General features: G+C 42.4%; 22 protein-coding genes and 1 other annotated feature. Of the genes, 21 read left to right on the top strand and 1 reads right to left on the bottom strand.

Going from position 1 to position 23,767, the window contains the following annotated elements; genetic code table 11:
- Window positions 1–32: 32 nt before the first annotated feature.
- Window positions 33–1,688, bottom strand: coding sequence for an Rqc2 family fibronectin-binding protein PavA (gene pavA, locus MK395_RS04325; protein ID WP_084945250.1), 1,656 nt, complete (start codon window positions 1,686–1,688; stop codon window positions 33–35).
- Between the two features lie 104 nt (window positions 1,689–1,792).
- Here pavA and ybeY point away from each other — a divergent pair, with 104 nt between their 5' ends.
- From ybeY to MK395_RS04220, 21 genes are all read left to right on the top strand, one after another.
- A complete protein-coding gene (gene ybeY / locus MK395_RS04320; RefSeq protein ID WP_084945249.1) occupies window positions 1,793–2,290 on the top strand; it encodes an rRNA maturation RNase YbeY in 498 nt (165 codons plus the stop codon).
- The gene (locus MK395_RS04315) at window positions 2,271–2,666 is read left to right on the top strand and encodes a diacylglycerol kinase family protein (RefSeq protein ID WP_000378181.1); all 396 of its coding nucleotides are present in this window, start codon (window positions 2,271–2,273) and stop codon (window positions 2,664–2,666) included. The genes ybeY and MK395_RS04315 overlap by 20 nt, the downstream gene beginning before the upstream one ends.
- Window positions 2,667–2,682: 16 nt before the next feature.
- Window positions 2,683–3,582 carry a GTPase Era gene (gene era, locus MK395_RS04310; protein ID WP_268711350.1) on the top strand — a complete coding sequence of 300 codons (900 nt, stop codon included), beginning with the start codon at window positions 2,683–2,685 and terminating at the stop codon, window positions 3,580–3,582.
- 48 nt (window positions 3,583–3,630) lie between these two features.
- Window positions 3,631–4,455, top strand: coding sequence for a DNA-formamidopyrimidine glycosylase (gene mutM, locus MK395_RS04305; RefSeq protein ID WP_084857308.1), 825 nt, complete (start codon window positions 3,631–3,633; stop codon window positions 4,453–4,455).
- A complete protein-coding gene (gene coaE / locus MK395_RS04300) occupies window positions 4,455–5,060 on the top strand; it encodes a dephospho-CoA kinase (protein WP_268711349.1) in 606 nt (201 codons plus the stop codon). The genes mutM and coaE overlap by 1 nt, the downstream gene beginning before the upstream one ends.
- Window positions 5,047–6,246: a multidrug efflux MFS transporter gene (locus MK395_RS04295; protein WP_268711348.1), complete on the top strand. Its 1,200-nt coding sequence runs from the start codon at window positions 5,047–5,049 to the stop codon at window positions 6,244–6,246. The genes coaE and MK395_RS04295 overlap by 14 nt, the downstream gene beginning before the upstream one ends.
- A complete protein-coding gene (rpmG, locus tag MK395_RS04290; RefSeq protein ID WP_007519517.1) occupies window positions 6,246–6,395 on the top strand; it encodes a 50S ribosomal protein L33 in 150 nt (49 codons plus the stop codon). The genes MK395_RS04295 and rpmG overlap by 1 nt, the downstream gene beginning before the upstream one ends.
- 39 nt (window positions 6,396–6,434) lie before the next feature.
- The gene (secG, locus tag MK395_RS04285) at window positions 6,435–6,668 is read left to right on the top strand and encodes a preprotein translocase subunit SecG (RefSeq protein WP_000282517.1); all 234 of its coding nucleotides are present in this window, start codon (window positions 6,435–6,437) and stop codon (window positions 6,666–6,668) included.
- 249 nt (window positions 6,669–6,917) lie between these two features.
- A complete protein-coding gene (rnr, locus tag MK395_RS04280; protein ID WP_268711347.1) occupies window positions 6,918–9,272 on the top strand; it encodes a ribonuclease R in 2,355 nt (784 codons plus the stop codon).
- Complete coding sequence (gene smpB / locus MK395_RS04275) at window positions 9,235–9,702, top strand: SsrA-binding protein SmpB (protein WP_001051742.1); 468 nt, start codon at window positions 9,235–9,237, stop codon at window positions 9,700–9,702. Before rnr ends, smpB begins: the two co-directional genes overlap by 38 nt.
- A gap of 14 nt (window positions 9,703–9,716) precedes the next feature.
- Window positions 9,717–10,577, top strand: a complete 861-nt coding sequence (gene tehB / locus MK395_RS04270) for an SAM-dependent methyltransferase TehB (RefSeq protein ID WP_084945244.1) — start codon at window positions 9,717–9,719, stop codon at window positions 10,575–10,577.
- 177 nt (window positions 10,578–10,754) lie between these two features.
- The gene (locus MK395_RS04265; protein WP_268711346.1) at window positions 10,755–11,903 is read left to right on the top strand and encodes a PDDEXK family nuclease; all 1,149 of its coding nucleotides are present in this window, start codon (window positions 10,755–10,757) and stop codon (window positions 11,901–11,903) included.
- Window positions 11,904–11,979: 76 nt separating this feature from the next.
- Complete coding sequence (locus MK395_RS04260; RefSeq protein WP_268711345.1) at window positions 11,980–12,936, top strand: competence protein CoiA; 957 nt, start codon at window positions 11,980–11,982, stop codon at window positions 12,934–12,936.
- Between the two features lie 18 nt (window positions 12,937–12,954).
- Window positions 12,955–14,757: an oligoendopeptidase F gene (gene pepF / locus MK395_RS04255; RefSeq protein ID WP_084945241.1), complete on the top strand. Its 1,803-nt coding sequence runs from the start codon at window positions 12,955–12,957 to the stop codon at window positions 14,755–14,757.
- A 1-nt stretch (window position 14,758) separates the two neighbouring features.
- Window positions 14,759–15,472 carry an O-methyltransferase gene (locus MK395_RS04250; protein ID WP_000230412.1) on the top strand — a complete coding sequence of 238 codons (714 nt, stop codon included), beginning with the start codon at window positions 14,759–14,761 and terminating at the stop codon, window positions 15,470–15,472.
- Between the two features lie 67 nt (window positions 15,473–15,539).
- On the top strand, window positions 15,540–16,481 hold the full coding sequence (prsA, locus tag MK395_RS04245) for a peptidylprolyl isomerase PrsA (RefSeq protein ID WP_000728082.1): 942 nt from the start codon (window positions 15,540–15,542) through the stop codon (window positions 16,479–16,481).
- 187 nt (window positions 16,482–16,668) lie between these two features.
- The gene (ftsW, locus tag MK395_RS04240; RefSeq protein WP_000703343.1) at window positions 16,669–17,892 is read left to right on the top strand and encodes a cell division peptidoglycan polymerase FtsW; all 1,224 of its coding nucleotides are present in this window, start codon (window positions 16,669–16,671) and stop codon (window positions 17,890–17,892) included.
- A gap of 23 nt (window positions 17,893–17,915) precedes the next feature.
- Window positions 17,916–20,612 (top strand): phosphoenolpyruvate carboxylase, encoded by a 2,697-nt coding sequence (gene ppc, locus MK395_RS04235; RefSeq protein WP_268711344.1) that lies wholly within the window; start codon window positions 17,916–17,918, stop codon window positions 20,610–20,612.
- A gap of 96 nt (window positions 20,613–20,708) precedes the next feature.
- Window positions 20,709–20,924, top strand: a binding site (T-box leader).
- Between the two features lie 119 nt (window positions 20,925–21,043).
- The gene (gene trpX, locus MK395_RS04230; protein WP_268711343.1) at window positions 21,044–22,039 is read left to right on the top strand and encodes a tryptophan ABC transporter substrate-binding protein; all 996 of its coding nucleotides are present in this window, start codon (window positions 21,044–21,046) and stop codon (window positions 22,037–22,039) included.
- A 65-nt stretch (window positions 22,040–22,104) separates the two neighbouring features.
- Window positions 22,105–22,971, top strand: coding sequence for an ABC transporter permease (locus MK395_RS04225; RefSeq protein WP_000637254.1), 867 nt, complete (start codon window positions 22,105–22,107; stop codon window positions 22,969–22,971).
- Entirely contained in the window at window positions 22,968–23,726 is a 759-nt protein-coding gene (locus MK395_RS04220; protein WP_268711342.1) for an ABC transporter ATP-binding protein, read from the top strand. The genes MK395_RS04225 and MK395_RS04220 overlap by 4 nt, the downstream gene beginning before the upstream one ends.
- Window positions 23,727–23,767: the final 41 nt, after the last annotated feature.

The following is a 23,767-nucleotide window of genomic DNA, read 5'->3' as shown; positions in this document are numbered from 1 at the left end:
AATGTAAACGAAAATCCTGATTTCATTTGAAATCAGGATTTTTTCATAGATGCGATTTTTTCTGGATCTGGTGTAACGCGGAGGGTCTTTTGTCCGGTATAGGTTACAAAACCGGGTTTTCCTCCTGTTGGTTTGTTGAGTTTTTTTACTTCAATCATATCCACTTGCACGAGATTTGACAAACGCCCTTTGGAGAAGTAGGCAGCTAGTTCGGCCGCATCTGTCTTAACTTCGTCAGAAGGATTAAGATTTCCTGAGATGACGACGTGGCTGCCAGGAATGTTCTTGGCATGGAACCAAAGTTCCTCCTTGCGGGCCATTTTAAAGGTCAATTCCTCATTTTGCAGGTTGTTTCGTCCGACATAGATGATGGTCTTGCCATCGCTCGCCAGATACTGTTCTGGTTTTTTGCGTTTCTGAATTTTCTCGCGTTGGCGTCTTCTAATAAAGCCAGTTTGGATCAATTCTTCACGGATTTCAGCGATTTCCTCCAGCCCAGCTTGATTGAGCACAGTCTCGACACTTTCTAGATAAAGAATGGTAGCCTTGGTTTCTTCGATCAGTTCAGTCAGGTATTTGACTGCTTCTTTGAGTTTCTGGTAACGTTTAAAATAGCGTTGAGCATTCTGGCTGGGAGTTAGTGCCTTATCAAGAGCAATGGTGATAGGCTGATTGGTGTAGTAGTTGTCTAGGATAACCTGATCTTGGTCATTAGGCACTTGGTGGAGGAAGGTTGTCAGCAACTCGCCCTTTTGACGAAATTCCTCAGCATTGTCTGTCGCCAGTAATTCTTTTTCTTGTTTTTTGAGTTTGTGGCGATTTTTTTGAAGCTCATTTTCAACACGACGAATGAGTTCGCTGGCTTGCTGTTTGACACGGTCGCGCTCAGCCTTGTCCTTATAGTAGATGTCCAGCAAGTCAGAAAGACTGGTAAAAGGCTCTCCCACCTGATTTGCAAAAGGAACTGGGCTGAAAGAAGTCTTCGTTAGGAAAGGCTTGGTTTCTTGCCCGAAGAAGTTTCGGAAAGTAGACAGTTTATCACTGACAAGAATGTTTTCCAATTCATTTGCCGTATCACGTCCCAGACCTTGAAAGAGACTTTGAAGATTTTTTGCTGTTAGTTCCTGTGTTTGCAGGATTTCAAAGAGCTTTTCATCCTTGACGGTAAATGGATTGAGAGACTCGGTACTTGGCGGAGCGATATAGGTCGAGCCTGGTAGCAAGGTGCGGTAGCTGTTTTGTGAAAAACCAACGTGTTTGATGACTTCGAGGATTTTATGGCTACTTTTATCAACGAGGAGAATATTACTGTGTTTGCCCATGATTTCGATAATGAGAGTCGCCTGGATATGATCCCCAATCTCGTTTTTATTGGAAACGGTGATTTCTACGATACGGTCGTTTTCGACTTGCTCAATGGACTCAATCAGAGCACCCTGCAAATACTTCCTCAAAACCATGATAAAGGTAGAAGGTTGGGCTGGATTTTCAAAGGTCGTTTGGGTCAGCTGAATGCGTCCAAAAACGGGATGAGCAGAGAGGAGCAGGCGATGACTTTGGCGATTGCTGCGGATTTGCAAGACCAACTCTTGTTCAAAAGGTTGATTGATTTTCTGGATGCGACCATTGACTAACTCTCTTCGCAATTCCTCAATCATGTGGTATAAAAAAAATCCGTCAAATGACATCGTTCTCTCCTTGTGATTGTATTCCATAGTATTATATCAAAAAGGTAGAATAAAATCATGGAAATATGGTATAATAAAGCCAAGTAAAGAGAATCGAGAAGTACATGTATATTGAAATGGTAGATGAAACTGGTCAAGTTTCACAAGAAATCCTGCAACAAACCCAAGAAATTTTGGAATTTGCAGCCCAAAAAATAGGAAAAGAAGACAAGGAGATGGCAGTCACTTTTGTGACCAATGAGCGTAGCCACGAACTCAATCTCGAGTACCGTGATACAGATCGTCCGACAGATGTCATTAGCCTTGAGTATAAACCAGAGTTGGATATTGCCTTTGACGAAGAGGATTTGCTTGAAAATCCTGAATTAGCAGAGATGATGTCTGAGTTTGATGCCTATATTGGAGAGCTTTTCATCTCTATCGATAAAGCGCATGAGCAGGCTGAGGAATACGACCACAGTTTTGAGCGTGAGATGGGCTTCTTGGCAGTACACGGCTTTTTACACATTAACGGCTACGATCACTACACTCCGGAAGAAGAAGCGGAGATGTTCGGTTTACAAGAAGAAATTTTGACAGCCTATGGACTCACAAGACAATAAACGAAAATGGAAAAATCGTGACCTGGTATCCAGTTTAGAATTTGCCCTTACAGGAATTCTGACTGCTTTCAAGGAAGAACGCAATATGCGAAAACATGCAGTGACGGCTCTAGTGGTCATCCTTGCAGGTTTTGTTTTTCAGGTGTCACGGATCGAATGGCTCTTTCTCCTAATGAGCATTTTCTTAGTAGTAGCATTTGAGATTATTAATTCCGCTATCGAAAATGTGGTGGATCTAGCCAGTCACTATCACTTTTCTATGTTGGCAAAGAAAGCCAAGGACATGGCAGCAGGAGCCGTGCTAGTTGTCTCTCTTTTTGCTGCAGTGACAGGTGCACTTATCTTTCTCCCACGCATTTGGGATATACTATTTTAAACACTAAGAGGAAATTATGACATTTAAATCAGGCTTTGTAGCTATTTTGGGACGTCCCAATGTTGGGAAGTCAACATTTTTAAATCACGTGATGGGGCAAAAGATTGCCATTATGAGTGACAAAGCGCAAACAACGCGCAATAAAATCATGGGGATTTACACCACGGATAAGGAGCAAATCGTCTTTATCGACACGCCGGGGATTCACAAGCCAAAAACAGCTCTTGGGGATTTCATGGTGGAATCTGCCTACAGTACCCTTCGTGAAGTGGATACCGTTCTTTTCATGGTGCCAGCTGATGAGCCACGTGGTAAGGGCGACGACATGATCATCGAGCGTCTGAAAGCTGCCAAGGTTCCAGTTATTTTGGTGGTCAATAAGATTGACAAGGTTCATCCAGACCAGCTTTTGTCTCAGATTGATGACTTCCGTAACCAGATGGACTTTAAGGAAATTGTCCCTATCTCAGCCCTTCAAGGAAATAACGTTTCTCGTCTAATTGACATCCTCAGTGAAAATCTTGAGGAAGGTTTCCAGTATTTCCCAGCTGATCAAATCACAGACCACCCAGAGCGTTTCTTGGTTTCAGAAATGATTCGTGAGAAAGTCTTGCACCTAACGCGTGAAGAAATCCCTCACTCAGTTGCAGTAGTAATTGACTCCATGAAGCGTGACGAAGAGACCGACAAGGTTCATATCCGGGCAACCATCATGGTTGAGCGTGATAGTCAAAAAGGTATTATCATCGGAAAAGGTGGCGCCATGCTCAAGAAAATTGGGGCCATGGCCCGTCGTGATATCGAACTCATGCTAGGGGACAAGGTTTTCCTAGAAACTTGGGTCAAGGTCAAGAAAAACTGGCGTGATAAAAAGCTAGATTTGGCTGACTTTGGCTATAATGAAAAAGAATACTAAGTAGAGGTGGGCTCATGCCTGCTTCTTGTTTTTACAGAAGGAGGACTTATGCCTGAATTACCTGAGGTTGAAACGGTTCGTCGTGGCTTAGAAAAATTGATTTTGGGAAAGAAGATTTCGAGTATAGAAATTCGTTATCCCAAGATGATTAAGACGGATTTGGAAGAGTTTCAAAGGGAATTACCTGATCAGATTATCGAGTCAATGGGGCGCCGTGGAAAATATTTGCTTTTTTACCTAACAGACAAGGTTTTGATTTCCCATCTGCGGATGGAGGGAAAGTATTTTTTCTATCCAGACCAAGTTCCAGAACGTAAACATGCTCATGTTTTCTTCCAGTTTGAGGATGGTGGTACGCTTGTTTACGAGGATGTACGCAAGTTTGGTACAATGGAATTGCTGGCACCCGACCTTTTGGATGTCTACTTTATTTCTAAGAAACTAGGGCCTGAGCCAAGAGAGCAGGACTTTGATTTGCAGGTCTTTCAAGCTGCCCTAGCCAAGTCTAAAAAGCCTATCAAATCTCATCTCCTAGACCAAACCTTGGTAGCTGGTCTAGGTAATATCTATGTGGATGAGGTCCTCTGGCGAGCTCAGGTTCATCCAGCTAGACCTTCCCAAACTTTGACTGCAGAAGAAGCGTCAGCTATTCATGACCAGACCATTGCTGTTTTGGGACAGGCAGTTGAAAAGGGCGGTTCCACCATTCGGACCTATACCAATGCCTTTGGAGAAGACGGAACCATGCAGGACTTCCATCAGGTCTATGATAAGACTGGACAAGCATGTTCGCGCTGTGGGGCAGTGATTGAGAAATTCCAGCTCGGTGGACGAGGAACTCATTTTTGTCCTCAGTGTCAAAGGAGGGACTGATGGGAAAAATCATCGGAATCACAGGAGGAATTGCCTCTGGTAAGTCAACTGTAACAAATTTCCTAAGAGAGAAAGGTTTTCAAGCGGTGGATGCCGATGCAGTCGTCCATGATCTACAAAAACCCGGGGGTCGTCTTTATCAGGTTTTAGTCCAGCATTTTGGACAGGAAATCATCCTTGAAAATGGAGAACTCAATCGCCCTCTCCTGGCTAGTCTCATCTTTTCAAATCCTGAGGAGCGGGAATGGTCTAAGCAAACCCAAGGAAAGATTATTCGTGAGGAATTGGCTGCACTGAGAGACCAGTTAGCCCAGACAGAAACGATTTTTTTCATGGATATTCCCCTACTTTTTGAACAGGACTACAGTGCCTGGTTTGATGAGACATGGCTGGTCTATGTGGATCGAGATGTTCAGGTGGAACGTTTCATGAAACGGGATCATCTTTCTAAGGAAGTAGCAGAGTCGCGTCTGGCAGCTCAGTGGTCTTTAGAAGAAAAGAAAAAATTGGCGAGTCATGTTCTAGACAACAATGGCAGTCGTGATCAGCTTGTGGCTCAAGTAGTGAAGTTACTTGAAGGAGGCGATAGCTGTGCAAGAGATTAGTTGGAAAGAGAATCTTCGTGTCGCCTGGTTCGGTAGCTTTTTAACGGGAGCTAGTATTTCCTTGGTCGTTCCTTTCATGCCTATCTTTGTAGAGCAGTTGGGAATTGAAGGAGACCAAGTTGCTTTCTATGCTGGATTAGCCATCTCAGTTTCGGCTGTTTCAGCAGCTCTAGTTTCTCCTATCTGGGGTATTCTTGCTGACAAGTACGGTCGAAAACCCATGATGATTCGAGCAGGTCTTGCCATGACCATTACCATGGGAGGTTTGGCCTTTGTTCCGAATATCTATTGGCTGATCTTTCTTAGATTACTAAATGGTGTATTTACAGGTTTTGTCCCCAATGCGACGGCCTTGATTGCTAGTCAGGTACCTAAAGATAAGTCTGGAGCGGCTCTGGGAACTCTATCTACAGGAGTTGTTGCAGGAACACTGACGGGTCCCTTTGTTGGAGGCTTTATTGCTGAAATTTTTGGCATTCGTAATGTCTTTTTATTGGTAGGTGCTTTCTTATTTTTAGCTGCAATCCTAACCATTTTCTTTATCAAGGAAGATTTTCAACCAGTGGCTAAGGAGAAGGCTATCCCAACGAAAGAAGTATTTTCTTCTTTCAAGTATCCTAGGCTTTTAGTGAATCTATTTTTGACGAGCTTCGTCATTCAATTTTCAGCTCAATTAATTGGTCCCATTCTAGCTCTCTATGTGCGGGACTTAGGGCAGACTGAGAATCTCCTCTTTGTATCAGGATTAATCGTATCCAGCATGGGGTTTTCTAGCATGATGAGTGCTGGAATTCTAGGAAAACTTGGCGATAAGGTAGGGAATCATAGATTGTTAGTTGCAGCGCAGATTTATTCCGTCATCATTTACCTTCTTTGTGCCCATGCAACCAGCCCCCTTCAACTTGGCTTGTATCGTTTTCTCTTTGGTTTGGGAACGGGAGCTCTCATACCAGGTGTTAATGCGCTTCTTAGCAAAATGACTCCAAAATCAGGTATTTCAAGGATTTTCGCCTTCAACCAAGTCTTTTTTTACCTTGGTGGAGTGATCGGACCTATGGCGGGATCCGCAGTTGCAGGATATTTGGGCTACCATGCTGTCTTTTATGCGACAGCAGCCTGTGTAGCTTTCAGTTGTTTATGTAACTTAGTGCAATTTAGATCATTATTAAAAGTAAAGGAAATCTAGTGCGAGTAAAAATCAATCTCAAGTGCTCCTCTTGTGGCAGCATGAATTATCTAACCAGTAAGAACTCCAAAACCCATCCAGACAAGATTGAGGTGTTAAAATATTGTCCAAAGGAAAGAAAAGTAACTTTACATCTTGAATCTAAGTAGAATTTATGGTAAAATAATAGGGATTTTAAGGAGTTTGATATGTATAACCTATTATTAACCATTTTATTAGTATTATCTGTTGTGATTGTGATTGCAATTTTCATGCAACCAACTAAGAACCAATCCAGCAATGTATTTGATGCCAGCTCAGGTGATTTGTTTGAACGTAGTAAAGCGCGTGGTTTTGAAGCTGTGATGCAACGTTTGACAGGTATTTTAGTCTTTTTCTGGCTAGCCATTGCCTTAGCATTGACGGTATTATCAAGTAGATAAGAAATGGGCAGGACTAGGTCTTAGCCTATTTTTATTTTTATACTCTTCAAAAATCAAATTCAAACCACGTCAGCGTCGGCTTGTCGTATATGTGTTACTGACTTCGTCAGTTCTATCCACAACCTCAAAACGGTATTTTGAGCAACCTGCGACTAGCTTTCTAGTTTGCTCTTTGATTTTTATTGAATATTAAATGATGTTTGAGAAGGTCTTACAGTAAAAGAAAATTAAAAAATCTAGAAAGAAAACATGAAATATAAAATTAAAGAATATTTGCAAGAGAAGGGGCGAGTGACGGTAAATGACCTGGCCCAGGCTCTCGGAAAGGATGGGTCCAAGGATTTCCGTGAGTTGATTAAAACCCTGTCTCTGATGGAAAGAAAGCACCAGATTCGTTTTGAAGATGATGGTAGTTTATGTCTGGACCAAAAGAAGAAACATGAAATTACCCTCAAAGGAATTTTTCATGCCCATAAAAATGGCTTTGGATTTGTCAGTCTGGAAGGCGAAGAGGACGACCTTTTTGTAGGAAAAAACGATGTCAACTATGCTATTGATGGCGATACCGTTGAGGTGGTCATCAAGAAAGTCGCTGACCGCAACAAGGGAACAGCTGCCGAAGCCAAAATTATCGATATCCTAGAGCACAGCCTGACGACAGTTGTCGGGCAAATTGTTCTGGATCAGGAAAAGCCCAAGTATGCGGGCTACATTCGTTCAAAGAATCAGAAAATCAGCCAACCGATTTATGTGAAGAAACCGGCTATCAAGTTGGAAGGTACTGAAGTTCTCAAGGTCTTTATTGACAAATACCCAAGTAAGAAACATGATTTCTTTGTCGCTAGTGTACTGGATGTGGTGGGACACTCGACAGATGCTGGGATTGACGTTCTTGAAGTCTTGGAATCCATGGATATTGTCTCAGAATTTCCAGAAGCTGTTCTCAAAGAGGCAGAAAGTGTGCCAGATGCTCCGTCTCAAAAGGATATGGAAGGTCGTCTGGACCTAAGAGATGAAATCACCTTTACCATTGACGGCGCGGATGCCAAGGACTTGGACGACGCAGTTCACATTAAGCCTTTGAAAAATGGCAATATCGAACTCGGTGTTCACATCGCGGATGTTTCCTACTATGTGACAGAGGGTTCTGCACTTGATAAGGAAGCCCTTAACCGCGCGACTTCTGTCTATGTAACAGACCGAGTGGTCCCAATGCTTCCAGAACGTTTGTCAAATGGAATCTGCTCTCTCAATCCTCAAGTAGATCGCTTGACCCAGTCTACCATTATGGAAATTGATAAACATGGTCGTGTAGTCAACTACACCATCACACAAACGGTCATTAAGACTAGCTTCCGTATGACCTATAGCGCTGTCAATGACATCCTGGCTGGCGACGAGGAAAAGAGACAAGAGTTTAAGAAAATTGTTCCTAGTATCGAACTCATGGCCAAGCTCCATGAAAGGCTAGAAAGCATGCGTGAAAAACGTGGAGCTCTCAATTTTGATACCAGTGAAGCTAAGATTCTAGTGGATAAAAAAGGCAAGCCTGTGGATATCGTTCTTCGTCAGCGTGGTGTTGCTGAACGGATGATTGAGTCCTTTATGCTAATTGCCAACGAAACAGTTGCCGAGCACTTTAGCAAGCTGGACCTACCTTTTATCTATCGGATTCATGAGGAGCCCAAGGCTGAAAAAGTTCAGAAGTTTATTGATTATGCTTCGAGCTTTGGTTTGCGGATTTATGGGACTGCCAGTGAGATTAGCCAGGAGGCGCTTCAAGACATCATGCGTGCGGTTGAGGGAGAGCCCTATGCGGATGTATTATCCATGATGCTTCTACGTTCCATGCAGCAGGCTCGTTATTCAGAGCACAATCACGGTCACTATGGGTTGGCTGCGGACTATTACACTCATTTTACCAGCCCCATTCGCCGTTATCCAGATCTCCTTGTCCACCGTATGATTCGGGATTACGGCCTTTCTAAGGAAATAGCCGAGCATTTTGAACAAGTGATTCCAGAGATTGCGACCCAGTCTTCCAACCGTGAGCGTCGTGCCATCGAGGCTGAGCGTGAAGTCGAAGCCATGAAAAAAGCTGAGTACATGGAAGAATACGTGGGAGAAGAGTATGATGCAGTCGTATCCAGCATCGTCAAATTCGGTCTCTTTGTTGAATTGCCAAATACAGTCGAAGGTTTGATTCACATCACTAACCTACCTGAATTTTATCATTTCAATGAGCGTGATTTGACACTCCGTGGAGAGAAATCGGGTACAACTTTCCGTGTGGGACAGCAGATTCGCATTCGAGTTGAAAGAGCCGATAAGATGACAGGAGAGATTGATTTCTCTTTCGTACCTAGTGAGTTTGATGTCATCGAAAAAGGCTTGAAACAAGCTGGGCGCAAGGACAGAAGTCGAGGTTCAAATCGCCGTTCAGACAAGAAGGAAGATAAGAGAAAATCAGGGCGCTCAAATGATAAGCACAAGCATTCACAAAAAGATAAAAAGAAAAAAGGCAAGAAACCTTTTTATAAGGAAGTAGCTAAGAAAGGAGCCAAGCATGGCAAAGGGCGAGGGAAAGGTCGTCGCACAAAATAAAAAAGCGCACCACGACTATACAATCGTAGATACGCTAGAGGCAGGGATGGTCCTGACTGGAACCGAAATCAAGAGTGTTCGAGCTGCTCGAATCAATCTCAAGGACGGCTTTGCCCAAGTAAAAAATGGGGAAGTCTGGCTGAGCAATGTTCATATCGCCCCTTACGAAGAGGGCAATATCTGGAACCAGGAACCTGAACGCCGTCGCAAACTTCTACTCCATAAGAAGCAAATTCAAAAACTGGAACAAGAGACCAAAGGGACAGGAATGACCCTTGTACCCCTTAAAGTCTACATCAAAGATGGCTACGCCAAGCTCCTTTTAGGTTTAGCAAAAGGGAAACATGACTATGACAAACGGGAGTCGATCAAGCGACGTGAACAAAACCGCGACATCGCGCGTGTGATGAAAGCTGTCAACCAGCGTTAAGAAGAGGAAGTAAAATGGAAAAATTAATTGCCTATAAACGGATGCCCCTGTGGAATAAACAGACCATGCCAGAAGCTGTCCAGCAAAAGCACAATACTAAAGTCGGCACTTGGGGAAAAATTACTGTCTTGAAGGGGGCACTCAAGTTTATTGAGTTGACTGAAGATGGTGAGGTTCTAGTTGAGCACCTCTTTGAAGCAGGAGCAGACAACCCTATGGCACAACCGCAAGCCTGGCATCGAGTAGAGGCCGCAACAGACGATGTAGAATGGTACTTGGAATTTTATTGTAAACCTGAGGATTATTTCCCTAAGAAATACCATACCAATCCAGTCCATTCAGAGGTCCTAGAGGCTATGCAAACGGTGAAACCTGGAAGAGCCTTGGATTTGGGTTGTGGTCAAGGCCGTAACTCTCTCTTTCTTGCACAGAATGGTTTTGATGTGACAGCTGTGGATCAAAATGAATTGTCCCTTGAAATCTTGCAAAGCATCGTAGAGCAAGAGGATTTAGACATGCCTGTAGGACTATACGATATCAATTCAGCCAGTGTTAGCCAAGACTATGATTTCATCGTATCAACAGTTGTTCTCATGTTCCTACAAGCAGACCGCATTCCAGCTATCATCCAAAATATGCAGGAGCACACCACGGTTGGTGGCTATAACCTCATCGTCTGTGCCATGGACACGGAGGATTATCCTTGCTCAGTTAATTTCCCATTCACCTTTAAAGAAGGGGAGTTGGCAGACTACTACAAGGATTGGGAGTTGGTCAAGTACAATGAAAATCCAGGACATCTGCACCGTCGTGATGAAAATGGCAATCGCATTCAACTACGCTTTGCGACCATGTTAGCTAAAAAAGTCAAGTAAATCAAACCTATACCAGCGAATAGAAACTACTTTGCAAGGTCTCTATTCGTTTTTGTTTGCGTTGGTTTATTGGGACCAGCAGGAATTTATGCTATACTAGAAGTAGGAAATCAGAGCAGTAGAACTGTGTTGCTGATACTCTCAGCGCAAGAAAGTCTTTATGATGGAGGTGGTCGAATGACGAGTCTTTTGGTGGAATTGTATGATCGGCATGTGTTGGAAAAGAATGTCTACCAAGCCTTTGTCAGTGATTGTGACGAGATTCTCTTCCTTTCTTTGACGAAAATAAGCAATGAAGAGAAAGTTTCTCTCCGTCAGTTTATCATGGAAGAGGTGCCTCATATCCAACGAGTGACCTTTCGTCAGCTCTCCTTAGAACAACTAGCGGACCAGTTAGATTATTGCCTAGCAGGTTACGACCAGGTTCTTCTCGATGTTTTTGGTGGGGATTCGCTACTAGCCTTATCTCTCTATCAATACGGCTTGGATCGCTATCTTCCCATCGTTGCCATGGATGTCGAGCGAGGAAAACAATACAAGTGGGTAGCCGGCCAGTTAGAAAAAGAAGATTTGGACATTCCTACTCTAAGCATCCAACAGTTGATAGCCTTGCGTGGTGGAAAAATGCTCAAATCCAAACACCCTATCCACTCAGCTCAGCAAATTGCAGCCATCAAAAAACTAGCCAGTTTGGCTATTGCCAATCCTGCCCACTGGTATCAAGTGACCCAATTTTTCTCTCTAGCTAAGACCAATGACCTGCATGCTGAGACAAAGAAGATCCTGGAAAACAACGGCAAGTATTATCACTATCCAGAATCCCTTATCCCCTTACTAGTGGAAGCGGGAATGCTTTGTATTGAAAGCGAAGACAAGAAACGAGTAGCATACAGCTTTCCAAGTCAAGAAGCTCAAGTCTTTTGCCGCAATAAGGGGCATATTTTAGAGGTGTATCTCTATCTCTTGGCGCTCGAATCCCAGCTGTTTGATGAGTGCATGATAGGCGGTGAGATTGATTGGAATGGCATCTTTCCAGAGGCGAACAATGTTCAAAATGAGATTGATGTCATTCTGAGAAAGGGACGCTCGATTACCTTTATCTCTTGCAAAATGACAGATTTATCAGTTGAAGCTATCAATGAGCTAGAAGTCTACGCCAATCATTTTGCTGGGGAAAGTTGCCTCAAGCTAATTGTCTGTACGGGGAAAATCAATCCTGTTTATGCCAATCGCTGTCAAGAATACGGCGTGCTGGTCATTCGAAGTGAGCAGATTCCCAACCTCATACCCATGCTAAAAAAATATTCTAAGAGACAAAAGAGATAAGAAATAATATCATGAAAGGCTGGAATTCCAGTCTTTTTTGCTTCTTTTTCGAATAGAAAAGAAAAGGAGGTAGACCATGTTTGTTGCTAGAGATGCCAAGGGAAATTTGGTGAATGCACTCGAAAAAGACGTGACTAAGCAAGCTTATACCTGCCCCGCCTGTGGGGGCGGACTACAATTACGTCAAGGGCAGAGCATTCGAACGCATTTTGCCCATGAATCTTTAAGAGATTGTATGGCTATTTTTGAGAATGAAAGTCCAGAACACTTGGGCAACAAAGAGGCCCTTTATCACTGGGCCAAGAAGAACAATCAGGTCGCCTTAGAATATAGTCTGCCCGAGATTCAGCAGATAGCAGATGTTCTCGTCAATGGGAAACTAGCTCTGGAGGTTCAGTGCAGCCCCTTGTCCCAAAAACTTTTAGGCGATAGAAGTCAAGGCTACCGTAGTCAGGGATACCAAGTTATCTGGCTACTGGGAGAAAAACTCTGGTTAAAAGAGAGACTTACACAACTGCAAAGGGGCTTCCTCTATTTTAGTCAAAATATGGGATTCTATGTTTGGGAACTAGATTTCAAAAAGCAAGTTTTGAGACTGAAATATCTTTTACATCAGGACCTACGTGGCAAGCTTCATTTTCAGGTCAAGGAATTTCCCTATGGTCAAGGAAATCTCTTGGAAATTTTACGATTTCCTTATCAAAAACAAAAGCTAGCTAGTTTTTCAGTTTTTCAAGATTCAACTATCTGTCACTACATTCGCCAACAGTTGTACTACCAAACCCCTTACTGGATGAAAAAACAGGAGGAGGCTTATCAACGAGGAGACAATCTATTAAACCGTCAACTGGACGACTGGTATCCTCAGGTCAGACCGATAGAATCAGGTGATTTTTTGCAGATTGAAACGGATTTGGCTAGCTATTATAGAAATTTTCAGGCTTACTATCAAATGAATCCGAAAAATAATCGCCAAAAGCTCTATCCACCAGCCTTTTATCACTTATATTTCTCAAAAAATGTGGTAAAATAGAAAGGATGGAGGAATCTTATGGTATTACAACGACATGAAATAAATGAAAAAGATACATGGGATCTTTCGACAATCTACCCAACAGACCAGGCTTGGGAAGAAGCCTTGAAAGATTTAACTGAAAAAGTACAAACAGCAGCCCAGTATGAGGGGCATCTCTTGGACAGCGCAGACAGTTTGCTTGAGATCACAGAATTCTCACTTGACTTGGAACGCCAAGTTGAAAAGCTTTATGTCTATGCACATATGAAAAACGATCAGGACACGCGTGAATCCAAGTATCAAGAGTACTATGCTAAGGCAATGACCCTATACAGTCAGTTAGAACAAGCCTTTTCATTCTTTGAACCTGAGTTTATGGAGATTAGCGAAGAGCAGTATGCGGCCTTCCTAGAAGCTCAACCAAAACTCCAAGTTTACAAGCACTTTTTTGACAAGCTCTTGCAAAAGAAAGACCATGTTCTTTCGCAACGTGAGGAAGAATTGCTTGCTGGAGCAGGAGAAATCTTTGGTTCTGCTAGTGAAACCTTCGCTATTTTGGACAATGCGGATATTAGCTTCCCATACGTGCTTGATGACGAAGGCAAGGAAGTGCAACTCTCACACGGTACTTACATCCGTTTGATGGAGTCTAAAAACCGTGAAGTGCGTCGTGGTGCCTATGAAGCCCTTTATGCGACTTACGAGCAATTCCAACACACTTATGCCAAGACCTTGCAGACAAATGTTAAGGTGCAAAACTACCGTGCCAAAGTTCGCAACTATAAGAGCGCTCGCCATGCAGCCCTCGCAGCAAATTTTGTTCCAGAAAGTGTCTATGACAATCTAGTAGCAGCAGTTCGCAAACATTTGCCGCTTTTGCATCGTTACCTCGAACTTCGTTCTAAAATCTTGGGGATTTCCGACCTCAAGATGTACGATGTATACACACCACTCTCGTCAGTAGATTATAGCTTTACCTACGAGGAAGCCTTGAAAAAGGCAGAAGAAGCTTTGGCAGTCTTGGGTGACGACTACTTGAGCCGTGTCAAATGTGCCTTTAGCGAGCGTTGGATTGATGTCTATGAAAACCAAGGCAAGCGTTCTGGTGCCTACTCTGGTGGTTCTTACGATACCAATGCCTTCATGCTTCTCAACTGGCAGGACAATCTAGACAATCTCTTTACCCTTGTCCATGAGACAGGTCACAGTATGCACTCCAGCTATACTCGTGAAACCCAACCTTATGTTTACGGAGATTACTCAATCTTCTTGGCTGAGATTGCCTCAACTACCAACGAAAATATCTTGACAGAGAAATTGTTGGAAGAAGTAGAAGACGACGCAACGCGCTTTGCTATTCTCAATAACTTCCTAGATGGTTTCCGTGGAACAGTCTTCCGTCAAACTCAATTCGCTGAGTTTGAACATGCTATCCACCAAGCAGACCAAAATGGAGAAGTCTTGACAAGTGATTTCCTCAATAAACTCTACGCTGACTTGAACCAAGAGTACTATGGACTCAGCAAGGAAGACAATCCTCAGATCCAATACGAGTGGGCACGCATTCCTCACTTCTACTATAACTACTATGTTTATCAGTATTCAACTGGTTTTGCAGCTGCTTCAGCCTTAGCTGAAAAGATTGTCCATGGTAGTCAAGAAGATCGTGACCGCTATATCGACTACCTCAAGGCAGGTAAGTCAGACTATCCACTCAATGTCATGAGAAAAGCGGGAGTGGATATGGAGAAGGAAGACTATCTCAACGATGCCTTTGCAGTCTTTGAACGTCGCTTGAACGAGTTTGAAGCCCTTGTTGAAAAATTGGGACTAGCTTAAGATGGTAGAGTCTTATAGTAAAAATGCCAACCATAACATGCGTCGTCCCGTCGTCAAGGAAGAAATCGTTGAACTCATGCGCCAGCGTCAAAAGCAGGTGACAGGTTCTTTGAAAGAATTGGAGACCTTTGCTCGCAAGGAGAACATTCCCATCATTCCCCATGAAACAGTTGCCTACTTCCGTTTTCTTATGGAAACTATGCAACCTAAGAACATTTTGGAAATTGGGACAGCTATCGGTTTTTCTGCTCTCTTGATGGCGGAACATGCGCCAGATGCTAAGATTACAACCATTGACCGTAATCCTGAGATGATTGGCTTTGCCAAGGAAAACTTTGCCCAGTTTGACAGTCGTCAGCAAATCACTCTTTTAGAGGGAGATGCAGTCGATGTTTTATCCAGTCTGACAGAAACTTATGACTTTGTCTTTATGGATTCGGCCAAGTCCAAGTATATCGTCTTTCTGCCTGAAATCCTCAAGCACTTGGAAGTCGGTGGAGTAGTGGTCTTGGATGATATTTTCCAAGGAGGAGATGTTGCCAAGGACATCATGGAAGTCCGCCGAGGTCAACGCACCATTTACCGTGGTTTGCAAAGACTTTTCGACGCAACTTTGGACAATCCAGGTCTAACAGCAACTCTAGTTCCACTTGGAGATGGTATTCTCATGCTACGAAAGAATCTAGCAGAAGTAGAGCTTCCTGAGAGCGAATGATTTTCAGAAAAATTTAAGAAATTATAGTAAAATAGATAAGGTAACACTTACCGTAAAAGGAGTAAAAATGAAGAAAAAACTTATGGCAGGAGCCATCACACTTTTATCAGTAGCAACACTTGCAGCTTGTTCAAACAGTTCTGAAGGAAAAGATTTGATCAGCATGAAGGGCGATGTGATTACAGAGCATCAATTCTTTGAAGAAGTAAAGAACAATCCAACTGCACAACAAGTCTTGCTCAATATGACCATCCAAAAAGTATTTGAACAACAATATGGATCAGAAGTAACGGATAAAGATGTGGATGATGCTGTTGCTGAAGAACAAAAGAAATACGGCGATAGCTACAACAGCGTGCTTCAACGTGCAGGTATGACACCTGAGACTCGTAAAGCTCAAATCCGTACCAGCAAATTGGTTGAATTAGCGGTTAAGAAGGCTGCAGAGAGCGAGTTGACAGACGAAGCCTACCAAAAAGCTTTTGAGTCTTATACACCAGATGTGACAGCTCAAATCATCCGTTTGGATAATGAAGACAAGGCAAAAGAAGTACTTGAGAAAGCTAAAGCAGAAGGTGCGGATTTTGCTCAGTTGGCAAAAGACAACTCTAACGATGACAAGACAAAAGAAAATGGTGGAGAAATCACTTTTGACTCTGCTTCTACAGAACTTCCAGAACAAGTTAAGAAAGCAGCCTTTGCCTTGGATGTGAACGGGGTTTCTGATGTGATTACAGCTACTGGAACACAAGCCTACAGCAGTCAGTTCTACATCATCAAAGTAACGAAGAAAACAGAAAAATCTTCTAATATAGAGGATTACAAAGAAAAATTGAAGACCATCATCTTGACTCAAAAACAAAATGATTCAGCTTTTGTTCAAGGAGTAATTGGTAAAGAATTGCAAGCAGCAAACATCAAGGTTAAAGACCAATCATTCCAAAACATCTTCACCCAATACATCGGTGGTGGTGACTCAAGCTCAAGCAGCAGTTCTTCATCTAACTAAGTAAGCAAAAAACAAATCTCAAAAGAGATTTGTTTTTTTATACCTGATACTAGAAAATGAGTAAAATTCGAAGGATTAAAGGATAAGAGTTTTTTTCTTTCTGAAAAAGTGGTATAATAGCAATCAAAACTAGAAAATAAAACGGAATTGGGAACAGAAGCGTCTGTTCCTATTAGAGTGGTGAAATATGAAAATTAGCAAAAGGCACCTACTAAACTATTCCATTTTGATTCCTTACTTCCTTTTATCGATTTTGGGGCTGATTGTGGTATATTCGACAACGAGTGCAACCTTGATCGAAGAAGGAAAAAGTGCCTTTCAATTGGTGCGTAACCAGGGGATCTTCTGGATAGCTAGTTTGATTCTGATTGCCTTAATCTATAAATTAAAATTAGGTTTCCTAAGAAACGGTCGTCTCATCTTTATCGTAATGATTGTGGAGATGGTTCTTTTAGCTCTGGCGCGACTGGTCGGAACACCTGTCAATGGAGCATACGGATGGATTTCTGTAGGACCTGTAACGATTCAGCCTGCGGAGTACCTTAAGATTATCATCATCTGGTACCTGGCACATCGATTTTCAAAACAACAAGATGAGATTGCGGTTTATGACTTCCAGGTTTTGACACAGAATCAGTGGCTACCTCGAGCTTTTAATGACTGGCGTTTTGTTCTGCTGGTTCTGATTGGTAGCTTGGGAATTTTCCCAGACTTGGGTAATGCGACCATCTTGGTCTTGGTGGCGCTCATCATGTATACGGTTAGTGGGATTGCCTATCGTTGGTTCTCGACCATTCTAGCTCTCTTGGCAGGAAGTTCAATGTTAGTCTTGTCTGTCATTCGCTTTGTTGGGGTTGAAAAGTTCTCTCAAATTCCTGTATTTGGTTACGTTGCTAAACGTTTTAGTGCCTTCTTTAATCCCTTTAATGACTTGGCGGGTGCAGGACACCAGCTCGCAAATTCCTACTATGCCATGGTTAATGGTGGCTGGTTCGGACTGGGACTAGGGAATTCTATCGAGAAGCGTGGTTATCTGCCAGAAGCCCATACGGATTTCGTCTTTTCGATTGTCATCGAGGAGTTTGGATTCGTAGGAGCCAGTATGATTTTGGCTCTACTCTTCTTCTTGATTTTGCGAATCATCTTGGTTGGTATTCGAGCAAAGGACCCCTTTAACTCTATGGTTGCTATTGGTGTCGGAGGAATGATCCTTGTTCAGGTCTTTGTCAATATTGGTGGGATTTCAGGGTTGATTCCTTCTACAGGGGTAACCTTCCCCTTCCTTTCACAAGGTGGGAACAGTCTATTGGTATTATCCGTGGCCATCGCGCTTGTACTGAATATTGATGCCAGTGAAAAACGTGCCAAACTTATCAGAGAATACGAAAATCAAACCGATGAAAGTCTGTAAGGATTGAATGGAAAGGAAAGTATATGTCTCTTCAAAAATTAGAAAACTATAGTAATAAAGCAGTCGTCCAAGAGGAAGTCTTGATTCTGACTGAGCTATTAGAAGATATCACAAAAAATATGCTGGCGCCAGAAACCTTTGAAAAGATTATCCAGTTGAAGGAATTATCAACTAGCGAGAATTATCAAGGGCTCAATGACCTAGTGACCAGTCTTTCGAATGAAGAAATGATTTACATTTCACGCTATTTCTCTATCCTTCCACTTTTGATTAATATCTCTGAGGATGTGGATTTGGCCTATGAAATCAATCACCAAAACAATGTGGACCAAGACTATTTAGGAAAATTATCTACAACGATTAAGATGGTAGCTGAAAAAGAAAATGCAGCCGAAATTTTAGAAAAGTTAAATGTCGTTCCTGTCTTGACCGCCCATCCAACGCAAGTACAACGCAAGAGTATGCTGGATTTAACCAACCACATCCATACGCTCTTGCGCAAGTACCGTGATGTCAAACTCGGCTTGATTAATAAAGAAAAATGGCACACAGATCTCCGCCGTTACATTGAGATTATCATGCAAACGGACATGATTCGTGAGAAAAAATTGAAAGTAACGAACGAAATCACCAACGTGATGGAGTATTACCAAAGTTCTTTCCTGAATGCTGTTCCACGTTTGACAGCTGAGTATAAAAAAATGGCAAAAGAACAAGGTATCGAGCTTGAGCATCCAAAACCGATTACTATGGGGATGTGGATCGGAGGAGACCGTGATGGAAATCCTTTCGTAACTGCGGAAACCCTCAACAAATCAGCTTTGACTCAGTGTGAAGTCATCATGAACTACTATGATGAAAAGATTTATAATCTTTATCGTGAGTTTTCACTGTCAACCAGCATCGTGAATGTCAGCGACAAGGTCCGTGAGATGGCGCTGAAGTCACAAGATAACTCGATTTACCGTGAAAAAGAACTCTATCGTCGTGCTCTTTTTGACATCCAAGCTAAGATGCAGGCAACCAAGGCTTATCTCATTGAAGACAAGGACCTTCAGCCAAGATATGCCACTGCAGATGAATTTTATCAAGATTTGTTGGCCATTCGCGACTCTCTCCTTGAGAACAAAGGAGAATACCTGATTTCAGGAGAATTTGTCGAGTTGATGCAAGCTGTCGAAATTTTTGGTTTCTACCTTGCTTCTATTGATATGCGCCAGGATTCTAGTGTTCACGAAGCCTGTGTGGCTGAATTGCTTGCATCTGCTGGTATCAATAATCACTATAGCGATCTGTCTGAAGACGAAAAATGTGACCTCCTCTTAAAAGAGTTGGAAGAAGATCCTCGTATCCTCTCAGCGACTCATGCTGAAAAGTCAGAACTGCTTGAAAAAGAACTCTCTATCTTTAAAGCTGCGCGCAAGTTGAAGGATAAACTGGGTGAAAATGTTATTCGTCAAACCATCATTTCGCACGCAACCAGTGTATCCGATATGTTAGAGCTAGCCATTATGCTTAAGGAAGTCGGCTTGGTGGATGCCCAAAAAGCCCGCGTTCAGATTGTTCCTCTCTTTGAAACGATTGAAGATTTGGATCACTCAGAAGAAACCATGAGAAGATATTTCTCTCTTCCTTTGGCTAAAAAATGGATTGCTTCAAAAGACAACTACCAAGAAATCATGCTTGGCTACTCTGATAGTAACAAGGATGGTGGTTATCTATCATCATGTTGGACCCTCTATAAAGCGCAACAACAACTGACGGCTATTGGGGATGAATTTGGCGTTAAGGTTACTTTCTTCCATGGTCGTGGTGGTACTGTGGGTCGTGGTGGTGGACCAACTTATGAAGCCATCACATCTCAACCACTTAAGTCTATTAAGGACCGTATCCGTTTGACTGAGCAAGGAGAAGTGATTGGAAACAAATACGGAAACAAAGACGCTGCCTATTATAACCTTGAAATGCTAGTTTCTGCAGCCATTAACCGTATGATTACCAAGAAGAAGAGTGATACCAATACGTCAAATCGTTACGAAGCTATTATGGATCAAGTAGTGGACCGTAGCTACGATATCTATCGTGATTTGGTCTTTGGAAATGAACATTTCTATGACTATTTCTTTGAATCAAGTCCAATCAAGGCTATTTCAAGCTTCAATATTGGTTCGCGTCCAGCAGCTCGTAAGACCATCACTGAAATTGGCGGTTTGCGTGCCATTCCTTGGGTCTTCTCATGGTCACAAAGCCGTGTTATGTTCCCTGGATGGTACGGAGTGGGATCAAGCTTTAAAGAATTTATAGATCAAGATCCGAAGAATATCGAGTTTCTTCGAGACATGTACCAAAACTGGCCTTTCTTCCAATCATTGCTTTCTAATGTAGACATGGTCTTGTCTAAGTCTAATATGAACATTGCTTTCGAATATGCCAAGCTCTGTGAAGACGAAGAAGTACAAGCTATCTACTACACTATTTTAGATGAATGGCAGTTGACTAAGGACGTTATTTTAGCTATCGAAGGTTATGACGAACTCTTGGCAGAAAACTCTTATCTAAAAGACAGTCTAAACTATCGTATGCCTTACTTTAATATCCTGAACTACATCCAGTTGGAGTTGATCAAACGTCAACGTCGCGGCGAATTGTCGGCAGACGAAGAAAAATTAATCCATACAACTATCAACGGAATTGCAACTGGTTTACGTAATTCAGGCTGATATTCTACAAACTTCCTCTTTTTTCAAGGGGAAGTTTTTGAATTGTTTAAAAAATTCTAAAAATAAGCTTGACAAGTAGTTGAAAAATGATATAATTTAAACATTCAGAAAGTAATCATGCTCATTTTTTAGAGAGTCTGTGGTTGGTGAAAGCAGATAGATGAAATTGATGAAATTGGGCTGAATGTACTTAAGAATTTGAAATCATAAAAATTCGGTGAGCACACCTTACAGTGCAACTCGTTATTGCGAGAAAGAGCGATAGGGATATTCTCTATAATTGAGGTGGCACCGCGCATCGACGTCCTCACACAAGTTTTTTGTGTGAGGACTTTTTCTATGAGGGGGGAAAGATATTGGAATTTAAACGATGGCATCGCTTGATGATGTGATTTAAAAAGTTAAGGTAAAAGAATTAAGGAGAAAGAAAAATGAAAAATAAACGTTTGATTGGAATTGTCGCTGGATTAGCAGTATTGGTAGTGGCTAGCTTGATTTATTCATCAATGAACAAGCCATCAGCTAAAGAAGAGCAAAAGGTTGCTAAGGTTGGTGTCCTTCAATTTGTTAGTCACCCATCCTTGGACTTGATTTACCAAGGAATTCAAGATGGACTAGCTGAAGAAGGCTATAAGGACGATCAAGTAAAAATCGACTTTATGAACTCTGAAGGTGATCAGAGCAAGGTTGCAACCATGAGTAAACAATTGGTAGCAAATGGAAACGACGTTGTTGTTGGGATTGCGACACCAGCTGCTCAAGGACTTGCTAGTGCTACAAAAGACCTACCTGTTATCATGGCTGCTATTACAGACCCAATCGGTGCTAACTTGGTCAAGGATTTGAAAAAACCAGGTGGCAACATCACAGGGGTGTCAGACCACAACCCTGCTGAACAACAAGTAGAGTTGATAAAAACCCTCACACCAAATGTCAAAACAATCGGCGCTCTCTACTCAAGTAGCGAAGATAACTCAAAAACACAGGTAGAAGAATTCAAGGCTTATGCTGAAAAAGCAGGTTTGACAGTCGAAACATTTGCGGTTCCTTCAACAAACGAAATTGCTTCAACAGTAAACGTTATGACTAGCAAGGTTGATGCTATCTGGGTTCCAATTGATAACACTATTGCTTCAGCCTTCTCAACTGTTGTATCAAGCAACCAATCAGCTAAAAAGCCAATCTACCCAAGTGCCACTGCCATGGTAGAAGCAGGTGGATTAGCATCTGTAGTAGTTGACCAACACGATCTTGGAGTGGCTACTGGTAAAATGATTGCCAAAGTTTTGAAAGGTGAAAAACCAGCTGATACGCCAGTTAATGTCTTTTCAACTGGTAAGTCAGTGATTAACAAAAAACTAGCGCAGGAACTTGGTATCACCATTCCTGAGTCCGTTCTAAAAGAAGCAGGACAGGTGATTGAATAAAGATAAAGGAGGAGCTGGACACATCTCCTCCCATTTTTACTAAAGAAAGAAATGAGTGAAAGATTATGATAGTATCCATTATTTCTCAGGGGATGGTCTGGGCGATTTTAGGTTTGGGAATCTTTATGACTTTTCGAATTTTGAATTTCCCTGATATGACTACTGAAGGTTCTTTTCCTCTTGGGGGAGCAGTAGCTGTAACCTTGATAACACAGGGAGTCAACCCATTTTTAGCAACCCTAGCCGCAGTAGGAGCGGGCTGTCTAGCTGGAATGGCGACAGGTCTCTTATATACCAAAGGAAAAATCCCAACCCTCTTATCAGGGATTTTGGTCATGACTTCCTGCCATTCCATCATGCTCATGATTATGGGGCGTGCCAATCTGGGGCTTCTTGGAACCAAGCAAATTCAGGATGTCTTGCCTTTTGATTCAGACCTTAACCAACTGCTGACTGGATTAATCTTTGTAGCTCTTGTTATTGGTCTCATGCTCTTTTTCCTAGATACCAAACTAGGTCAGGCCTACATCGCTACAGGTGACAATCCCGATATGGCTCGTAGCTTTGGTATCAATACTGGACGTATGGAACTCATGGGCTTGGTTCTCTCAAATGGGATTATCGCGCTTGCAGGAGCTTTAATTGCTCAACAAGAAGGATATGCAGACGTTTCTCGAGGAATCGGCGTGATTGTCGTAGGGCTTGCTAGCTTGATTATTGGTGAGGTATTGTTCAAGAGTTTGACCCTGGCAGAGCGACTCATGACCATCGTTGTAGGGTCTATTGCTTATCAGTTCCTCGTCTGGGGAGTGATTGCTCTTGGGTTTAATACAAGTTATCTTCGTTTGTACAGCGCCTTGATTTTGGCAGTTTGCCTCATGATTCCAACCTTCAAAAACAAATACCTGAAAGGAGTCAAGTTTAGCAAATGACAGCAATTGTAGAATTAAAAAATGCTACCAAAGTCATCACGAATGGCTTTGATGAGGAAAAAATCATTCTGAATGATGTTTCTCTTGAAATTTTCGAACATGATTTCATTACCATCCTAGGGGGAAATGGAGCAGGGAAGTCAACGCTTTTTAACACGATTGCAGGTACCCTACCTTTAACAAGTGGAAGCATCCGTATCATGGGCGAGGACGTGACGCATTTTTCACCTGAAAAGCGAGCTAAGTACTTGTCTCGTGTCTTTCAGGATCCTAAGATGGGTACGGCTCCTCGTATGACGGTAGCGGAAAATCTCTTGATTGCCAAGTTTCGTGGTGAGAAGAGAGGACTCCTTCCTAGAAGGCTATCAAGTCATCGGGAAGAGTTTCAGACTACCCTTGAAAAGGTTGGGAATGGCCTTGAAAAGCATCTAGATACTCCGATTGAGTTTCTTTCAGGTGGACAACGTCAGGCCTTGAGTCTCTTGATGGCTACCATAAAACGACCAGAGTTGCTCTTGTTGGATGAACACACAGCAGCCCTTGACCCAAAAACAAGTGTGGCCTTGATGGAACTAACAGATGACTTTGTCAGCAAGGATCATCTGACAGCCTTGATGATTACCCACCATATGGAGGATGCACTGAAGTATGGCAATCGTCTGATTGTCATGAAGGAAGGTCGTATCATCCAAGACCTCAATAAAGAAGAAAAAGATCAGATGAAAATTTCAGACTACTATCAATTATTTGAATAGATGAGTTAAATAATCATAAAAAAATAGTGAAGATTAACTTA

The organism is Streptococcus oralis, assembly GCF_026782085.1.
Lineage (GTDB): Bacteria > Bacillota > Bacilli > Lactobacillales > Streptococcaceae > Streptococcus > Streptococcus oralis_DA.
The sequence above is the reverse complement of the archived record's forward strand: the minus strand, read 5'-3'. Positions and strand labels throughout refer to the sequence as shown.